This window comes from Paenibacillus sp. JCM 9796 (assembly GCF_055379675.1).
This window is the reverse complement of the sequence record NZ_AP043723.1, coordinates 4,007,797-4,024,063: the sequence shown is the minus strand read 5'-3', so window position 1 is coordinate 4,024,063 and position 16,267 is coordinate 4,007,797. Positions and strand designations below refer to the sequence as shown.

Here is a 16,267-nt window from a genome sequence, read left to right as displayed (position 1 = left end):
TCGAGTAGGAGGCTACCCATTAGTTGAGTAGCCGACCTCTCACACCACCGTACGTACCGTTCGGTATACGGCGGTTCAACCGCTTGAGTGCAAGTTACGAAGACGCTCGTATTGGGCAGGGAAGTCATAATACCCTGCCTGTACGAGCTTTTCGTTTGTTATGGAACGAGACAGCACTGGGCTTCCGGCCACGCGCCAGTATCCCAGACGAGTATTTCCCCACTGGTAAGCCTGCCACTCCGGTATCCCCAACTTGCGCAGGTTTTGTACCTTTGTTTTCGGCTTCTTCCATTGTTTCCAGATGTACATGCGGAATCGTCTTCTCAGCCACTCGTTCCAGCTTTGTAGAATCCGTTTCATGTCAGCCACGTAGAAGTGACCGATCCAGCCGCGAATATAGACCTTTACGTCCTCCATGACCTGTCGAACATTCCTGCCTTGACTCCGACTCGTTAGTTCTTTCAGCTTCTTCTTCGCTTTTGCGAGAGATTGTGAATGAACACGGATATATATCCCGCTTCCGTTCTTCCCCAGAGCAAAGCCAAGGAATTTGAAATGTTTCCGAGCCACTACGCTGACGACCTTGCTTTTCTGCGCATTCAGTTTGAGTTTTAGCTTGTTCTCCAAGTACGCCCTACAGGATTCCAGAAGCCGCGTTGCTGCCCGTTTGCTCTTCGCCAGCACGACGATGTCATCCGCATAGCGTATGACCACTACGCCTCGGCGTTTCATCTCCTGATCAAACTCGTTCAGGTAGATATTGGCGAGTAGCGGCGATAGCGGGCCGCCTTGCGGTGAACCTTCTTCGGTCTCACGTCGCACTCCGTTTTCCATGACTCCGCTTTTGAGATACTTCTTAATCAGATCGGTTACTCGCTTGTCACGGATTTGCTTGCGCAGCAAGTTCATCAGCAGTTCGTGGTTCAAGGTGTCGAAATACTTCGAGAGGTCGATTTCTACGGCATAGCCGTGCCCCTGCTCCGTATAAGCTTTCACGTTCTGGATCGCTTGCTGCGCACTCCGTCCGGGGCGGTAGCCATAGCTACCCTCCGAGAAAAGCGGTTCGAACAGCGGTTGCAACTGTTGGGCAATGGCTTGCTGGATCACACGGTCCACTACGGTGGGAATGCCAAGTTTTCGCACTCCGCTTCCATCCGGTTTGGGGATTTCCTTGCGCCGCACAGGGCTTGGCCTGTATCTTCCTTCCCGAATGCTTTGCAAGAGTTCGTCTCTATGTTCCCGCAACCACGGTAGTGCCGCCTCGACGGTCATTCCGTCGATTCCTGGCGCTCCGTGATTGCTTTTGACCCGCTTGTAGGCTCTGTTTAGGTTGTCCCTGCCCAGTATCCTCTCCAGCAGGTCTGTTGCACTGTCTCTTTCTCTGCTTTCCCGAGCTCCGATACTCCGCGCTCCTGCATACTCTTCGTGTTCCACACTATCCCTTTGCGGGCAGCCCTTTCGGTATTCTGCTTTCATCGTATCGGTTCTCCTTCCTGCATGTACTTGAGGCTTACGATTGTTCGGCCCTTCCCGAAAAAAAAATTTCCGGTAGTATGGCCTCTGCTGACTTCTCACAGCAAGCTTTACTCCGCCTTTCGAATGGTCTACTTGACGTCTGTGAGATCTCCCCGGGTAAGAGCGATAACTTTCCCCTCATCCATCTGCCACATCTACATGATGAGATTCGGGCAGTATTGGACTTCGCTTTGTACTGCAAGCTCGTCCGCCTCATCATGCCTTCTATGTGATTTCTGTTCGTCAGACCGAGGGTTTGCCTCCGGCTTCCTTCAGATTCCGCCTCGCGGCGGACACCCTTGCCTTTGGCTAACAGTTCCTACTGCCAAGCCTGTAGCGGACTTTCACCGCCAAGTTATCGCCCATGCCGGGCGCACAGTAAAAGGGGCAGCCCTCAAGGTCAGGAATTGACCTTCTTGAGGGGCTGCCCCTTCGCCGCTTTCCGGAAGATCTGCTTGTTCAGCTCGACCCTCTGTACCCTATCAACGATTTAATCGATCGGCCACGCTTCCTTGTCGTAAGCCATTTCCCAGAACATGTACTCGTACCGGCTGCTGATCACGAAATGGCGCTTCATCCGTTCGCGATCGGCTTCGGACGCCTGCTCCGCGAGCTCGTCAAGCCGCGCAATCTGCTCCTCCACCAGCTCACGGAACCATTCACCGCCATAAGCTGCGATCCATTCGCGGTAAATCGGTTCGTCAGGCGTGCAGGACTGCAGCCGCTCACCGATTTCGTAGTACAGCCAATAACAAGGCAGGATGGCTGCCACGATGTCGCCGAGCGAGCCGGAATAAGCCGCGCGCAGCATATGCGAGGTGTAGGCGTAGGCCGTAGGCGCCGGCTCGAACGCCGCGTGTTCTTCCTCGGTGATGCCGAGCAGCTTGGCGAACTTCTCATGCAGGGAAAGCTCCGCGCCGTAGGTGCCTTGGGCGTGAACCGCCATCCGGTTGACCGTGTACAGATCGCCGGCCTTTGCGGCACCAAGCGCCTGCACGCGGGCGAATTGCGACAAATAGTAAGCGTCGTTCAACACGTAATGGCGGAAGCAATCGAGAGGCAGCGTACCGTCGCCGATGCCGCGAACGAATGGATGTTCGAAGCTTGCGTTCCAGCTTGTATCGACCGCTGCCCGAAGTTGCTCTGAAAATTTCATAAAAAGACCAGCCTCCTCCAAATTTTCCGATGAAATCGACTTCGCAAGACATGCGGTTAACGCACGTCTGTCATGCTAAAGTGCGGCAGCTGCGTGGCAAACACGAGCGCGGCACACCAGATGCACGCCATGAGCGCAACCAGCGCCGCATCGTTCCCCGACCAGCCGATGCGGTAATAAAACGTGCGCGCTCCGCTGCCGGAGAAGCGCTTCGCTTCCATGGCGACAGCAATTCGCTGGGCGCGGCGGATACTTTGCGCCAGCAGCGGAATCGCATACCGCTTGACCGAATCGAGCACGCCGCGCAAGCCCCGCGGCATTCGCACGCCGCGCACCAGGAAGGCCGAACGCAGCGTGCGGTATTCGGCTGCAGCAATCGGGATAAGCCGGATCGCGGCCATGAAGCTGTACGCATAGCGGGGCGGCAGCCGCAGCTGCTGCATCAAGGAATAAAACAGGAATACCGGATTCGTCGTCAACCCGAACAGCAGCCCGATCAGCGCCATGTCGATCGTTTTAAAGCCGATGTGCATGCCTCGGAAGAAGCTCTCTTCCGTAATATGCACGAGGCCATAGCGGAACCACGTCGTCTCGCCTTGACCGAAAAATACCATCGAGGTGGCGGACGAAACGAACATGATCCCGAACGGAAGCATAATCAGCATAAGCCTGCACACCGGCTGACCGGAAGCGAGAAACAGCAGCAGCACGTACATCCATGTGACATGAATCAGTACGTTAATGTTATGCGTTAACAGCACGATCACGAAAATCACGACGGACAGCAGCAGTTTAAAACTCGGATTCACCCGGTGCAGCCACGTTTCGCGGCCTGCCTTCATCAGTGGCATGGACGTTCAACTCCTCACCTTAACCGTTTGCTGCTCAGACCCAGTGCCGGACGCTCTGCCGGTCGCTTCGTACGCAGCCGGAAGCATGTCCGCAGCCAGCTTGCCGTCCCGCACTTCCCAGACGCGGGTGGCAAACGTGCGCACGATGCCCGGATCGTGCGTCACCATCACGATCGCGATGCCTTCCGCGCGCCACGCTTCCAGCTTCTCCAGGAGCGCGAACGTGCTGGCCGCATCCTGTCCGAACGTCGGTTCGTCCAGCAGCAGCAAGGCTTGCGCCTTAACCGTGGCGGCGGCTACCGAGAGCCGGCGCTTTTGGCCGAGCGACAGCTGATAAGGATGCTGGTTCCGCTGCGGCAGCAGTCCGAACTCGTCCAGCAGCGCCTCCGTTCTCGCGGCAACGCCGATTTCCGGTTCGCCATCCCTCCGGAAATTAAAAGCGACTTCGTCGAACACGCTGTTCGCGATGAACTGCAGCTCCGGATTTTGAAAGACGAATGCGGCCGTATCGACGACGTCAGTCAGCCCCTTCACCGCCGACCCGTTCATCCAATAACCGCCCTCTGTCGGAATGAGCTGCATCAGGGCGGACAGCAGCGTGCTTTTGCCCGCCCCGTTCTTGCCGACGACGGTCACCCATTCGCCCGGATGCAGCTCGGCCAAGTCCACCTCAATCTTCTTCGCCTTGCCGTGGTATCCGGCAAATTGACGGAGCCGGATCAAGGGCTCGCCTGTTCCGCCCGGCTTGCATGCAGCGCCGCGTTCGGCGGAAAGCTTACGCTTGCGGCTGTAGTCGTCCCATATGCCGGGGTACCAGATGCCGAAGGTCTGCAGCTCTTGTCGATGCTCGCGGAAAATACGCGAAGGCTCCCCATCCGCCAGCATCCGGCCGTCCGTGTCAAACAATACGACCCGATCGACGAAATCGACGATATCGTCAATCTTGTGCTCGACGATCAGTACGGTTTTGTTCGCCGTCACCCGTTTGACGGTTTCCCATACTTCGCGCGTGCCCTCCGGATCGAGCAGCGACGAAGGCTCGTCGAGAAACCAGACGGCCGGATCGAGCGCCAGCAGCGAGGCGATCGCCAGCCGCTGCTTCATACCGCCAGACAGCGAGGCGATCGGAAAGTGCGGATCTTCAAGCTCTAGCCCGACCTCTTCCAAATAAAAGCGGATCAGCTCCGGCATCCTCTCCCGAGGCACCTGCAAGTTTTCCAGAACAAACGCCAGCTCCTCATCCACATAGGGCATACAAAACTGGGCGTCCGGGTCTTGGAACAAATATCCCCAAGATGTCGGCCGGCTGATCCCGTCGAACTTCATCGGCACCTCGATCACGTCCGGTATCAAGCCGCTTAACACCTGCAGCAGCGTCGATTTGCCGCAGCCGCTCGGTCCGAGCAGCAGCACCTTCTCGCCGGGCCGGACATGCAGCGACAAGTCATCGAACAGCAGCGACGCGCTGCCGGGAAATTTCAAACGAAGCTGCGATACCCATAGACCCGGAGTTGTCGTTCCTGTATCGAATGCGCTCATCATGGCTTATTTACGTTCCAGGGCGTTATAATCGCTTTTGTTGACCGGACGCACCAACTGGGTCACGCCCGTCTTCTCCAGCGCGCTCACAAGCGCATAAGCGAGAGGACCACAAATGACGAAAGCGCCGACGAAGCGGAATACGATATACAGCGTCAAGTTCCAGGTTGTCAGTTCCAGCAAATAGCCTTTGAAATAATCGAACACCACGGCGCCGAAGCCCGAAGCCATACCCGCCAGGCCGGCCGCTGCCCAAGAGAAGTTCCGGTACAGGAACGCAGCGAAAATCAGCTCTGCGCACAACCCTTGTGCAATGCCGTACGTCAAAGCTTCGACCCCGTACTGCGAACCGGCCAATAGCTCACCGGATGCAGCCGCAATTTCAGCGAGCAGCGCCACGCCGGGTTTCCGAATAATAAGGAACGCAACCGTGGCAGCGATAAACCACATTCCGTACGTGAGCTGTTCCAACTGCAAGCCTGGTACTTTAAGTACGTTGTATACGTCGCCCCACAAGCGATAAATAATAGCAAACACGACCGCAATCACGATAGTGACCAAAATATCGGTCAATTTCAAACCTTTTGACATGGACGATCCCTCTCTTCTTATAAATAATTGTCCTTACAAGACGTCCCAAGGCTCGCCTGTCTCCCCTGTGCGGATTACGCCAAAAAAGCCGCCCCCGATCGATTCGGAAGCGGCCTTGTGAGCACTATTGAACCAGCGTGCTTACGCTCTCCACTTCCCTACGCTGGTATCATCCAGATCAGGTTCAGAGGGTCTAGGATCTATTGATCCAATCTCAGCCGATGCGGCTCCCCTAGTGACATAAACATATTAACACGATTGAAATAAATGTCAATGGCTTTCCTTGCTTATCTTTTTAAAAAAATCTTTGCAGAAACGGCCTAGTCAATCGTTTTGAATTCTGTTAATATTACTTTGATTTGTCATATTCCATAATTTGGTCGATACGTTCTAAGGGGGTTTCTCGGTAGCTGGCAAAAGCGGTGGACAGAAGTCGATAAGAAAAGGCGTCAGATCATATTGGAAGCGCTATCTTTTTTATTAACGGAAAGGAAGCGAGACCATGGAAAACATAATTCATCGTGAATTCGAAGCGGTTGAACCGGTGTTCGTCACCATCGAGATGGTGTCGCATTGTGGATATTGCACGCAGGTGCATGGCGATCCGTATTGCCGGACGCCAGTACATTGCACCAAATTTTCCGGTTCCTGCAGCCCGATTCATGTTAATTTGGCGACCTGCATGACTTGCGGTGAATACAAGAAAAGCACCTAGGCGTGAAAATCGACCGGACCGCGCAAGTAGAAGGCCCTTTCGGGGGCCTTCGTGCTTTTTTTACGGCTGTTTGCAGGTTGCTTTGTCTACGGTTCTGTGTCAAGATATCGATAGATTCAAACTACGTTAACGAAGGAAACAGGTGACGCATAAACCCCATGAAGATAACGTTTTTTCGGCTCTTAACGGAACTTTCATCGCGCAAGACCGTATCCCGCCTCACAGGAGCCTTCGCCAAATCGCGTGCCAGCCGCACGTTCATTGCGCAGTTCGCCAAGACGTACGGCATCCGCGTTGAAGATGCGGAGAAAGCGCTGCACGAATATGCGTCGTTAAACGACTTCTTCACGCGACGATTGAAACCCGGCTTGCGTCCGGTTCACACCGCCGATAACAGCGTTGTCAGTCCGGTAGACGCTTTGATCACCGGGATGGGCGACATACGCGAAGGAACGATGCTGAGCGTCAAGGGGCAGGATTACACCGTCGAAGAGCTGCTGGCGCAGAGCCCGCGGCGCATCAATTATACGAACGGCTATTTCTACGTGCTTTACTTAAGCCCGACCGACTATCATCGCATTCATGCGCCGATCTCGGGAACGATTATCGAGAAGGAGCACATCCCCGGCAAAGTGTACCCCGTCAACGATTTCGGGTTAAAACATATGCGCCGCGTACTCAGCCGTAACGAGCGGCTTATTACGTACATGCAGCACGGTACCGGCGAAGTCGCCGTCGTCAAGGTCGGCGCGTTGAACGTCAGCTCCATCCAATACGTATCGCCGCTGCCGGAGAAATTGTCCGCCGGTGACGAGCTCGCGTATTTCGAGTTCGGCTCTACAGTCGTGCTGCTCATGGAAAGCGGCACGTACGAAGCCCGATCCGATCTCACAGTCGGCAGCAAAGTCAAAATGGGCGAGGCTCTCGGCACCTTAAAACCGGCCCAGTCCTCGCGTTAGAATGAGTCGGTACGTGCTTGCCAGCCTGCACGTACCGACTTTTATGTTCCCTCCGGGAAAGGAGCGCTTCACATGTCTTTACAAACCCGAACGGCCGCCGACGGTCCGGCTTTGCGTCAACCGCCGAAAGCCGACGTCAAGCCGACTGTCTTTCGCATTTTGCTTGCTATCAGTCTGGTTCATCTGTTTAACGACACGATTCAATCCGTCATTCCCGCCATCCTGCCGATATTGAAAGAAACGATGCAATTGAATTATACGCAATCCGGTATTATCGTCTTTGCGCTGAACATGACCGCTTCCGTCATGCAGCCCGTGGTCGGTCTGTATTCGGACCGCAAGCCGCGCCCTTATATGCTGCCGATCGGCATGGGATTTACGTTCCTCGGCGTGCTCGGTCTGGCGATCGCGCCGAACTACACGCTCGTGCTGTTGTCCGTGCTGCTGATCGGCGTCGGCTCGGCCATTTTCCATCCGGAAGGCTCGCGCGTCGCCTACATGGCCGGAGGCTCCCGGCGCGGACTCGCCCAGTCGATCTTCCAAGTGGGCGGCAACTCCGGCCAATCGCTGGCTTCCGTAATGACCGCCCTCGTGTTCGCCCCGCTGGGCCAGATTGGCGCTATCTGGTTTACGGCGGTCGCAGGCATCGGCATCGCCGTGCAGCTGTTCATTTCACGCTGGTATAGCGGTTATGTAGCCGCAAATCCGCCGGCCGCCCGGAGGAACGGCGTCCGTGTGATGGATCGAAAGCGGAAGAAGCACATTCAATTTGCTGTCGTTATGCTGATCTTCCTCGTCTTTGCCCGTTCGTGGTACCATGCCGGGGTTACGATTTACTACCCGTTTTATTTAATGGAAAAGTTTTCTATCAGCTTGGAGCAAGCCCAGCTGTATATCTTTTTGTTCGCCGCCGCGGGGGCGGTCGGGACGTTCATGGGCGGTCCGCTGTCAGATAAATTCGGCCGGCGCAACGTCATCTTTTTCTCCATGTTCGGCGCCGCTCCGCTTGCACTAATTCTGCCTTACGCCGACGCCTTCTGGGCTTACGTGATTTTACTGATCAACGGCTTCATTATCTTATCCAGCTTCTCCGTCTCGGTCGTCTATGCCCAAGAACTGATTCCCGGCAAAATCGGCACGGTCTCCGGCCTGATCACAGGCCTGGCCTTCGGCCTTGGTGCGCTTGGCGCCGTTGCGCTGGGCGGTTTGATCGATAAGTATCACCTGCAAAGCGTCATGAGCTGGGTCAGCTTTTTGCCGATCATCGGGCTGCTTACGTTCTTCCTTCCGGGAGACCGGAAGCTTCAGGAATGGGCGAAGGAGGAAGCTTAAACGATCGAGCGGTCCATCCTTTGGCATGCGGATGTATGGTCCGGGCCAACAGGCCCGCTCTCTTTGCCTAGCAGGGCGGTGTGTGTCAGCGACGCTTTGAGCGGCTATCCCTTTCACTCAGGAACATGCGCGACGGGCCTACGCAATTGGTCTTTCCTTGTGTAAACCGCGTCGCAGCTTCCAAAAACAGGCGTAAACGGGTATGCTAGAGAAAAAACCGGAGCAACATCCGCCAAGGAGGCTTACAATGAAAACGGAGACCGAATGGGCCGAGTTATGCGGCTTGCTGCCGTCCTGGCTGGAAGCCAGCCGGCAGCAAGCCGCATACGGAAAGCCTGCCAGCTACATCCCCGAGCTTGCACACGCCCCGGCCGATGCGCTAGGCGTAACGATTATGGCCCCCGACGGGCAGAAAATCTCTGCAGGCGAGTGCGGGCATGCATTTACGCTGCAGAGCATTTCCAAAGTATTTACGCTGCTGCTCGCTCTGATGGATCAAGGCGAAGAAGGCGTGTTCCGCAAAGTCGGCATGGAGCCGACCGGGGACGACTTCAATTCCATGCTGAAGCTGGAGCTCGTGGAACCCGGCATCCCCTTCAACCCGTTGATTAATGCGGGGGCGATCGTCATTTCCTCGTTGATTCGCGGCAGGACGCCGGAGGAGAAGACGGAACGGATCCTGACGTTCTTTCGTACGATAGCCGGCGATGCGTCGCTGACGTACAATCAAGCGGTGTACGCTTCCGAATCGGCGACCGCGCACCGGAATCGCTCCCTCGCTTATTTTCTGAAGGACAACCGCGTACTGGAGGAAGATGTTGAGGAGGTGCTGGACGTCTACTTCAAGCACTGCTCCATTGAGGTCAACTGCCATCATATTGCCCGGATGGCGCTGGTGCTCGCCTTGAACGGCAAAGAGCCCGATACGGGGCGCGAGCTCATTCCGCGGCGCTACGTGCAGATCGCCAAGTCGTTCATGATTACGTGCGGGATGTACAACGCGTCCGGAGAGTTCGCCATCCGTGTCGGGCTGCCGGCCAAGAGCGGCGTCGCCGGCGGCATCCTCGCGCTGGTGCCGGGCAAATACGGCATCGGTGTCGTAGGCCCGGCGCTGAACGATAAGGGCAACAGCGTCGCCGGGGTTCATTTGCTGCAGACGATGTCCGAAGCGTGCGATTGGAGCATTTTTTAGCAGACCGCCGTCAACACGCCCGGGAAAAACCACCGTGACGCTCCCGCGTCAAAGTGGTATAATATTGGCTAATGTACGGAAGAAAGATTTAGGAAGGAATGAAATTCATGAATTCTCTTGCCCAGAAACTGAACGAGACGATCGCTCAGGAAAATGCGCACGTCTACGAAATGCTATCCGAGCTCGGCCGGCAAATTTACTTCCCGAAAGAAGGGATCTTGAGCCAATCCGCCGAGGCGAAGGCCAAAGCAAAGAAATTCAATGCTACCATCGGAACAGCGCTGGAGAACGGTCAGCCGATGCACCTCAAGGTGATCCAAGACACGCTGTCCGCCTATCAACCGAAGGACATTTACGAATATGCCCCTCCGGCCGGGAAGCCGGAGCTGCGTGCCGCCTGGCGCGCAAAGATGATCGAGGAGAATCCGTCCCTGCAAGGCAAAGGACTCGGCAATCCGATCGTCACCAATGCGCTTACGCACGGACTCAGCATCGTCGCCGACCTGTTCGCCGGTCCCGGCGACGCCGTCATCATTCCGGATAAGAACTGGGAAAACTACGAGCTGACCTTCGGCATCCGCCGCGGCGCCGAGCTTGTGTACTATCCGCTCTATAATGCGGACCGCCGCTTCAATGCGCAAGGACTGCGCGAAGCGCTGCTGGCGCAAAAAGATAAAGGAAAAGCGATCGTCGTGCTGAACTTCCCGAACAACCCGACGGGATATACGCCTGGCGCCGAAGAAGGCCAAGCGATCGTAGCCGCGATCCGCGAAGCCGCCGAAGCCGGCATCAATGTCGTAGCCGTCACGGACGACGCGTATTTCGGATTGTTCTTCGAAGATTCCCTGCAGGAATCGCTTGCCGGGCAACTTGCCGGCCTGCATCCTCGCGTGCTGTCCGTCAAAATCGACGGCGCAACGAAGGAAGAGTATGTGTGGGGCTTCCGCGTAGGCTTCATCACCTACGCCGGTCAGAGCGATGCCATGCTGGCCGCATTGGAGCAAAAAACGATGGGCATTATCCGCGCCACTATTTCCAGCGGGCCGCACCCGTCGCAGACGTTCGTGCTGCATGCGCTGCAGTCGCCCGAGTTCAAGGCGCAAAAGCAAGAGAAGTTCGACATCATGAAGGGCCGCGCCAACCGGGTCAAAGCGCTGCTCGACAGCGGCAAGTACGGCGATGTCTGGGAATACTACCCGTTCAACTCCGGGTATTTCATGTGCCTGAAGCTGAAAACGGTCGAAGCCGAAGCGCTGCGCACGCATTTGCTTGATAAATATGCCATCGGCACGATTGCCCTCGGCGAAACCGACCTGCGCGTCGCGTTCTCCTGCATCGAAGAATCGAACCTCGACGAGTTGTTCGATTCGATTTATCAAGGTGTGCTCGACATCCAGGCCGTCACCGCCAAATAAACGTAAAAGCCAAGCTGCGACCGGCTCCGGTCCAAGCTTGGCTTTTTTTGTTCGGAGCGTGCGGATGTCTGGTAGTTGCCCACATCCGCAGTGCAGCCGGGAGCATCCGGGAGATATGCGAAGGCCGCCCATACTCCGCTCTGACGCCCCTTCGCGCAGCGCGCTCATCCGCCTGTCCTCACGCCTTCTACGGCATTCGTCTACAGCCGTGTGCCGCGCCTTCTCCGTGCGAGCCCGTTGCGGTCGCGCTCGCCCGGCAAGGATCGGCCCGCCGGACACCAACGATCGTCCTCATCCATAAACTCCTCGTAGTCCTCCAAAAACGTGTCGGTCACCGTCTCTTGTTTTTCCTGCAATAGTCCTCACCCTCCGTCAAATCAACAAATTAAACAAGTACGGATCCTTATTGATCTCGCTGTACTGGAGACCGCGTTCGTTCATCCGTTCCAGCAGCGGACCGTAATCGTCCTTATGCTTCAATTCTATGCCGACGAGCGCCGGGCCGTTCTCCTTGCTCGTCTTCTTCGTATATTCGAAACGCGTAATATCGTCTGTCGGGCCGAGCACGAACTCGAGAAACTCCCGTAAAGCGCCCGCACGCTGCGGAAAATTAACCATGAAATAATGCTTCAGTCCTTCGTAAATAAGCGACCGTTCCTTAATTTCCTGCATCCGGTCGATGTCGTTGTTGCCGCCGCTGATGACGCAGACGACGTTGCGCCCCGCGATCTGTTCGCGGTACAAGTCCAAAGCGGCCACCGGGAGGGCGCCAGCCGGCTCCGCCACGATCGCATTCTCGTTGTACAGCTCGAGAATCGTCGTGCACACCTTGCCTTCCGGCACGACGACAATGTCGTCGACCACCTCGCGCACGATCGTGTAATTCAACTCGCCGACGCGCTTCACCGCCGTGCCGTCGACGAACTTGTCGATCTCGCCGAGCGTAACGATGCCCCCCGCATCGAGCGATTGCTTCATCGACGGCGCGCCGGTCGCTTCCACCCCGATGACGCGCGTGCCTGGGCTGATGCTCTTGACGTACGTGCCGATGCCCGCCATCAAGCCGCCGCCGCCGATGCCGCCGAAGACGAAATCGACCGGCTCGCGCATGTCCGCCATCAGCTCCATGCCGACGGTACCCTGCCCCGCCACTACCTTCGCATCGTCGAACGGATGGATGAACGCCGCCCCTTCCCGTTCCCCGTATGCGAGCGCCTCGCGCAGCGAATCGTCGAAGGTGTCTCCGATCAGCAGCACCTCCACGAACTTGCCGCCGAACAGCTTCACCTGTGAAATCTTCTGGCGCGGGGTCGTCGTCGGCATGAAGATTTTGCCCGGAATCTCGAGCGCTCTGCACGAGTATGCGACCCCTTGGGCATGGTTGCCCGCGCTGGCGCAGACGACGCCTTTGGCGAGCTGCTCGTCCGACAAGCTGCGTATGAGATTATAAGCGCCGCGAATTTTGAACGAACGCACCACCTGCAAATCTTCCCGTTTCAGGAACACATTGCAGCCGTATCTTTCCGACAGGATATAATTCTTTTGCAGTGGCGTATGATGCACCACATCCTTCAGCACATGGCTGGCCACAAGGATATCTTCCAGCTTGATCCGATTTTCGCCCATGGTTTTCATTCCTCACCCGTTATACTTAATTTCTACTATTATACACGGCCCGGACCAAAAGAAAATAATAAAAACGAAAACAGCCCTCCCCCAAGCCCGCAGACTTAGGAGGAGGACCGTTCTTTCGTTGTAAGGCTAACCTTTTTCTACTCTCTAACAATCTTTATCTATTATCGAATAATGACGGTGTGTACGAGTTGTTGTTTGCCGCGCAGCTCAACCGAACGACCGCTTGTCAGCAAGCTGACGTCACCGGAGATATACACGTCAGGCGATACGCCGTATACGGCTGTTTGAACGCTGCCGTTGACATTTTGATTAATGGAAATCGTCGCGATCGACCCTTGGGAGTTCAGGGTGTATCCGTTCAGCGTACCCGTCACCGAAAAATCAACCGTTTGCTGCGGATTGCCTTCGGCTAATTTCAAGACTTCCACGTAAATCGCTTTGCCGCCGTACGTACGGATCAGCACCTGGTCGTTCGCACGCAGTTCGCTCCAAGCGACGCGAGCGCCGTTACGGAATACGAATGCGTTCGCATCAAGCTCAACACTTACCGTTTCGTTATTGGAAGCTTTCACCTGCAGGATGTTGTTCGCAACAGGAGCGACAACCGAGCCTTTGACGGATGTATGATCCGGCAGCTGGCTGCCCGTACGGTCAAGCAAGGCCGCAAGCTCTGCACGCGTTACCGGTTGGTTCGGACGGAACGTATTGTCTTCGTAACCGTCGATCAAGTTTTTCTCAAGCGCAACGGCGATGTAACCGACCGATCCCGCTGGAATTTTGTTCGAATCTTTAAACGGAAGCTTAGCATTCATCTTGGCCTTCGCTTCGTCCTGCAGCTTGAGCGCCTTCACAAGCAGCGTCGTCGCCCACAGACGGTCCGCTTCTTTCTCCGGCTGCACCATGGTGTCGGTTTCCGTGAACAGGTCGTTCTGCAGCGCCACAGACACGTAGCCGACGGCCCAAGGATATTTCTCCTGTACCTTCTTCGCATCGCTGAAGTTCAAGTTCGCCTGCTTCGCTTCCGGCGATTCCGCTTGGTCGCGGAGACCCATCAACCGGACGGCGGCGGTAATCGCCTCGATGCGGCTGATCGTTTTGCGAGGTTGGAATGTGCCGTCTTCATAGCCTTCGAATACTTTCTTGGATGCCAGGCTCGCTATGTATCTGGCCGCCCACTCCACGTCTTTTCCTCTTAGATCGTCAAAGGTAAGTTTGATTTCAAGGTTAGCGCTCTTCGGCGTATACTTCGTCTGGATCGAGCTGCGTTCGTTGCGGTCGTTATCTTTGCGGTCTTTGTCACGGTCTTTGTCGTTACCGTGTGCAAATGCAGCCGTCGAACTTCCCAGCACCATGGCCAGCGTCAATCCCGAAACAAGCGTTTTTTTGAATGTGTTGTTCATCATCAGATCTCCTTTAACCGGTAGAATGAATAAAAGGCTGTAAGACCTCAGAACCTTCGCGAAGTGTTCCTGGATTCACCCATAGCTTTCGCCGCTTGGAAAATGTTTGTGGGGGTGCCACTTACTGATCCGTCGCAAAAATGATAGACTTATCTCTATACCCCCCAAAGGAGCGATATGAAAACCGATGAAACGCAAAGGAACTACGCTGTCCGTCGTCCTGGCGACGGCGGCTCTCCTCATGGTCGCAGCCATTTATTTATTTACGAATACGTCTTCTCCTTCCCGGACGGAAACGCAGTCGCAGACACAGCCGACAAGCGATTCGAACAAGAACGCCGTCGTACATACGGAAAGCGCACAATCCCTGCAGACGAAAGATACGGCGCTCCCTGCGGACAAGGTTGACGTGCTCATCGTCGGCAGCGAGCTGGAGGGGCTGTACTTGGCCCGCGCTGCGGCGGACGAAGGGCTGAAAGTGAAAGTGATCGACCCGCGCGAGGCGTTCGGCGGCCAGGTGCTGCAGGGAGAGATGTTGTTTCTCGACGAAACGCGCGACGACAAGCACCGGCTGCTCGTGCAAGGACGGGCGAAAGAGCTGTTTGACGGCTTCCGGCAGGGCAAGATCCGTAAGCTGAAGGAATTCGAGCAATACTTCGAACAGCTGAGCAAAGACATTCCCGTCGAGCAGGGCGTCGTCATCGAAGGCATTGAGCTGCAGCCCGGCGAGTTTGGCCCGCAGGCGGTGAAGGCGGTCGTCTACAAATCGAAGGACGGCCAGAAGAAACGGATCGAGGCGTCCTACTGGGTAGACAACACCGACTTCGCGGCCTTGGTCGGCAAGCTGCAGGTGCCCCGGCTGCCGGGACTGGAAGCCTTTTACGGCCAGAACAACGTCGAGTATATGAGCGCCGGCCTGATGATGAAGTTCAAGAACGTCGACTGGGCGAAATTCCAGAAGCAGTTTAATGAATTAACGAAGGAAGAGCGTAATGCGAAGTACGGCTGGGGCTCGGTCGACGGCAGCTTCGCCATCAGCCTCTCGGGCATGACGAGCCGGTACAAGCCGACGAACGATCGCGTATTCTTGCGGGGATTGAACGCGGTTAACCAGCGGGACGGCGAAGTGTTGATCAACGCCTTCCTCATCTACACCGTCGATCCGTCGAACGACGCTTCCATCCGGGAGGCGATGGAGCTTGGCAAGAAAGAGATGCCGCTCATTCTCGAGCATTTTCGCAAAAATATCGTCGGCTGGGAACACGCGGAGCTGAACGGCTTCCCGAACTACCTATATGTTAGAGAGTACAACCATTATGAAACGGATTACGTATTGAAGCCGTCGGACATGCTCGGCGCGAAGATGTTCTGGGACAACGTCAGCATCGCCGGATACCCGCTCGATCTGCAGGGCACCAGCGCCAATAAGTGGGGAATCGAGATGGGACGCCCGGATAAATACGGGATGCCGCTGCGCAGCTTTTTGTTGAAAGGGTTCGACAACGTCATTATGGCCGGTAAAAATGTCGGCGCTTCCGCTATCGCTTACGGCAGCGCGCGCATTCAGCCGAATACGAGCCTGGCTGCCGAATCGATCGGCGTCATCCTCGGGCAAATCCAGGGCCGTCAGAAGCTGCGCGCGGTGACAGAAGCCGATATGCCGGCGCTCCATGCCTACTTGGAAAGCAAGTACAAGATCAAGCTGACCGGCGTGACCGGCAACAACAAGCTGACCGGCTGGACGGCCGACGAGCTCGCTAAGCTCGATACCGGCGAAATCGTGTACCCCTCCTATATAAAAACAAGAAAAAAATAGCGCCGTCCGAGACGGCCTCAGCGAATCGCTCCCGAATGACTTCCGGATGAAGTCGGCCGGGAGCTTTTTTTTTCAATTGACACCCTCGAACAAAACAACTACAATAATTTAGTTAAAAGATTGAACTATTTATCCTTAAAATATTTATTGA

Annotated in this window: 14 protein-coding genes, 1 pseudogene and 1 riboswitch; of the genes and pseudogenes, 6 read left to right on the top strand and 9 right to left on the bottom strand. The window is 55.9% G+C overall.

Annotated features, from left to right (window positions below; translation table 11 throughout):
• Positions 1-75 precede the first annotated feature (75 nt).
• The 6 genes and pseudogenes from ltrA to ACZ439_RS19465 form a co-directional block, all read right to left on the bottom strand.
• Positions 76-1,476, bottom strand: a complete 1,401-nt coding sequence (gene ltrA / locus ACZ439_RS19490) for a group II intron reverse transcriptase/maturase (RefSeq protein WP_054798696.1) — start codon at positions 1,474-1,476, stop codon at positions 76-78.
• 529 nt (positions 1,477-2,005) lie between these two features.
• Positions 2,006-2,671: a thiaminase II gene (gene tenA, locus ACZ439_RS19485; protein ID WP_054798334.1), complete on the bottom strand. Its 666-nt coding sequence runs from the start codon at positions 2,669-2,671 to the stop codon at positions 2,006-2,008.
• A gap of 56 nt (positions 2,672-2,727) precedes the next feature.
• Positions 2,728-3,522: an energy-coupling factor transporter transmembrane component T family protein gene (locus ACZ439_RS19480; RefSeq protein WP_054798335.1), complete on the bottom strand. Its 795-nt coding sequence runs from the start codon at positions 3,520-3,522 to the stop codon at positions 2,728-2,730.
• 6 nt (positions 3,523-3,528) lie between these two features.
• On the bottom strand, positions 3,529-4,407 hold the full coding sequence (locus ACZ439_RS19475; protein ID WP_464621147.1) for an ABC transporter ATP-binding protein: 879 nt from the start codon (positions 4,405-4,407) through the stop codon (positions 3,529-3,531).
• A gap of 207 nt (positions 4,408-4,614) precedes the next feature.
• Positions 4,615-4,962, bottom strand: a pseudogene (locus ACZ439_RS19470) (ATP-binding cassette domain-containing protein); the annotation flags it as partial.
• Between the two features lie 105 nt (positions 4,963-5,067).
• The gene (locus ACZ439_RS19465) at positions 5,068-5,652 is read right to left on the bottom strand and encodes an ECF transporter S component (RefSeq protein WP_054798336.1); all 585 of its coding nucleotides are present in this window, start codon (positions 5,650-5,652) and stop codon (positions 5,068-5,070) included.
• A gap of 138 nt (positions 5,653-5,790) precedes the next feature.
• A riboswitch (TPP riboswitch) is annotated at positions 5,791-5,896 on the bottom strand.
• Between the two features lie 258 nt (positions 5,897-6,154).
• Here ACZ439_RS19465 and ACZ439_RS19460 point away from each other — a divergent pair.
• From ACZ439_RS19460 to ACZ439_RS19440, 5 genes are all read left to right on the top strand, one after another.
• Entirely contained in the window at positions 6,155-6,367 is a 213-nt protein-coding gene (locus ACZ439_RS19460; RefSeq protein ID WP_054798337.1) for a hypothetical protein, read from the top strand.
• A 158-nt stretch (positions 6,368-6,525) separates the two neighbouring features.
• Entirely contained in the window at positions 6,526-7,326 is an 801-nt protein-coding gene (gene asd / locus ACZ439_RS19455; protein ID WP_430104111.1) for an archaetidylserine decarboxylase, read from the top strand.
• 72 nt (positions 7,327-7,398) lie between these two features.
• Entirely contained in the window at positions 7,399-8,658 is a 1,260-nt protein-coding gene (locus ACZ439_RS19450; RefSeq protein WP_127608840.1) for an MFS transporter, read from the top strand.
• A gap of 247 nt (positions 8,659-8,905) precedes the next feature.
• Positions 8,906-9,850, top strand: a complete 945-nt coding sequence (gene glsA, locus ACZ439_RS19445) for a glutaminase A (RefSeq protein ID WP_141335105.1) — start codon at positions 8,906-8,908, stop codon at positions 9,848-9,850.
• A gap of 107 nt (positions 9,851-9,957) precedes the next feature.
• Complete coding sequence (locus ACZ439_RS19440; RefSeq protein ID WP_127608842.1) at positions 9,958-11,265, top strand: aminotransferase class I/II-fold pyridoxal phosphate-dependent enzyme; 1,308 nt, start codon at positions 9,958-9,960, stop codon at positions 11,263-11,265.
• A 200-nt stretch (positions 11,266-11,465) separates the two neighbouring features.
• Here ACZ439_RS19440 and ACZ439_RS19435 read toward each other — a convergent pair whose 3' ends face one another.
• The 3 genes from ACZ439_RS19435 to ACZ439_RS19425 all read right to left on the bottom strand — a co-directional run bounded on the left by ACZ439_RS19435 (position 11,466) and on the right by ACZ439_RS19425 (position 14,300).
• The gene (locus ACZ439_RS19435) at positions 11,466-11,621 is read right to left on the bottom strand and encodes a hypothetical protein (protein WP_464620059.1); all 156 of its coding nucleotides are present in this window, start codon (positions 11,619-11,621) and stop codon (positions 11,466-11,468) included.
• Positions 11,622-11,637: 16 nt separating this feature from the next.
• Positions 11,638-12,891 carry a threonine ammonia-lyase IlvA gene (gene ilvA, locus ACZ439_RS19430; protein ID WP_372814393.1) on the bottom strand — a complete coding sequence of 418 codons (1,254 nt, stop codon included), beginning with the start codon at positions 12,889-12,891 and terminating at the stop codon, positions 11,638-11,640.
• A gap of 170 nt (positions 12,892-13,061) precedes the next feature.
• Complete coding sequence (locus tag ACZ439_RS19425) at positions 13,062-14,300, bottom strand: S-layer homology domain-containing protein (RefSeq protein WP_127608844.1); 1,239 nt, start codon at positions 14,298-14,300, stop codon at positions 13,062-13,064.
• A 187-nt stretch (positions 14,301-14,487) separates the two neighbouring features.
• On the opposite strand from ACZ439_RS19425, the gene ACZ439_RS19420 reads away from it, so the two are divergent.
• On the top strand, positions 14,488-16,116 hold the full coding sequence (locus ACZ439_RS19420; protein WP_464620058.1) for an FAD-dependent oxidoreductase: 1,629 nt from the start codon (positions 14,488-14,490) through the stop codon (positions 16,114-16,116).
• Positions 16,117-16,267 lie beyond the last annotated feature (151 nt).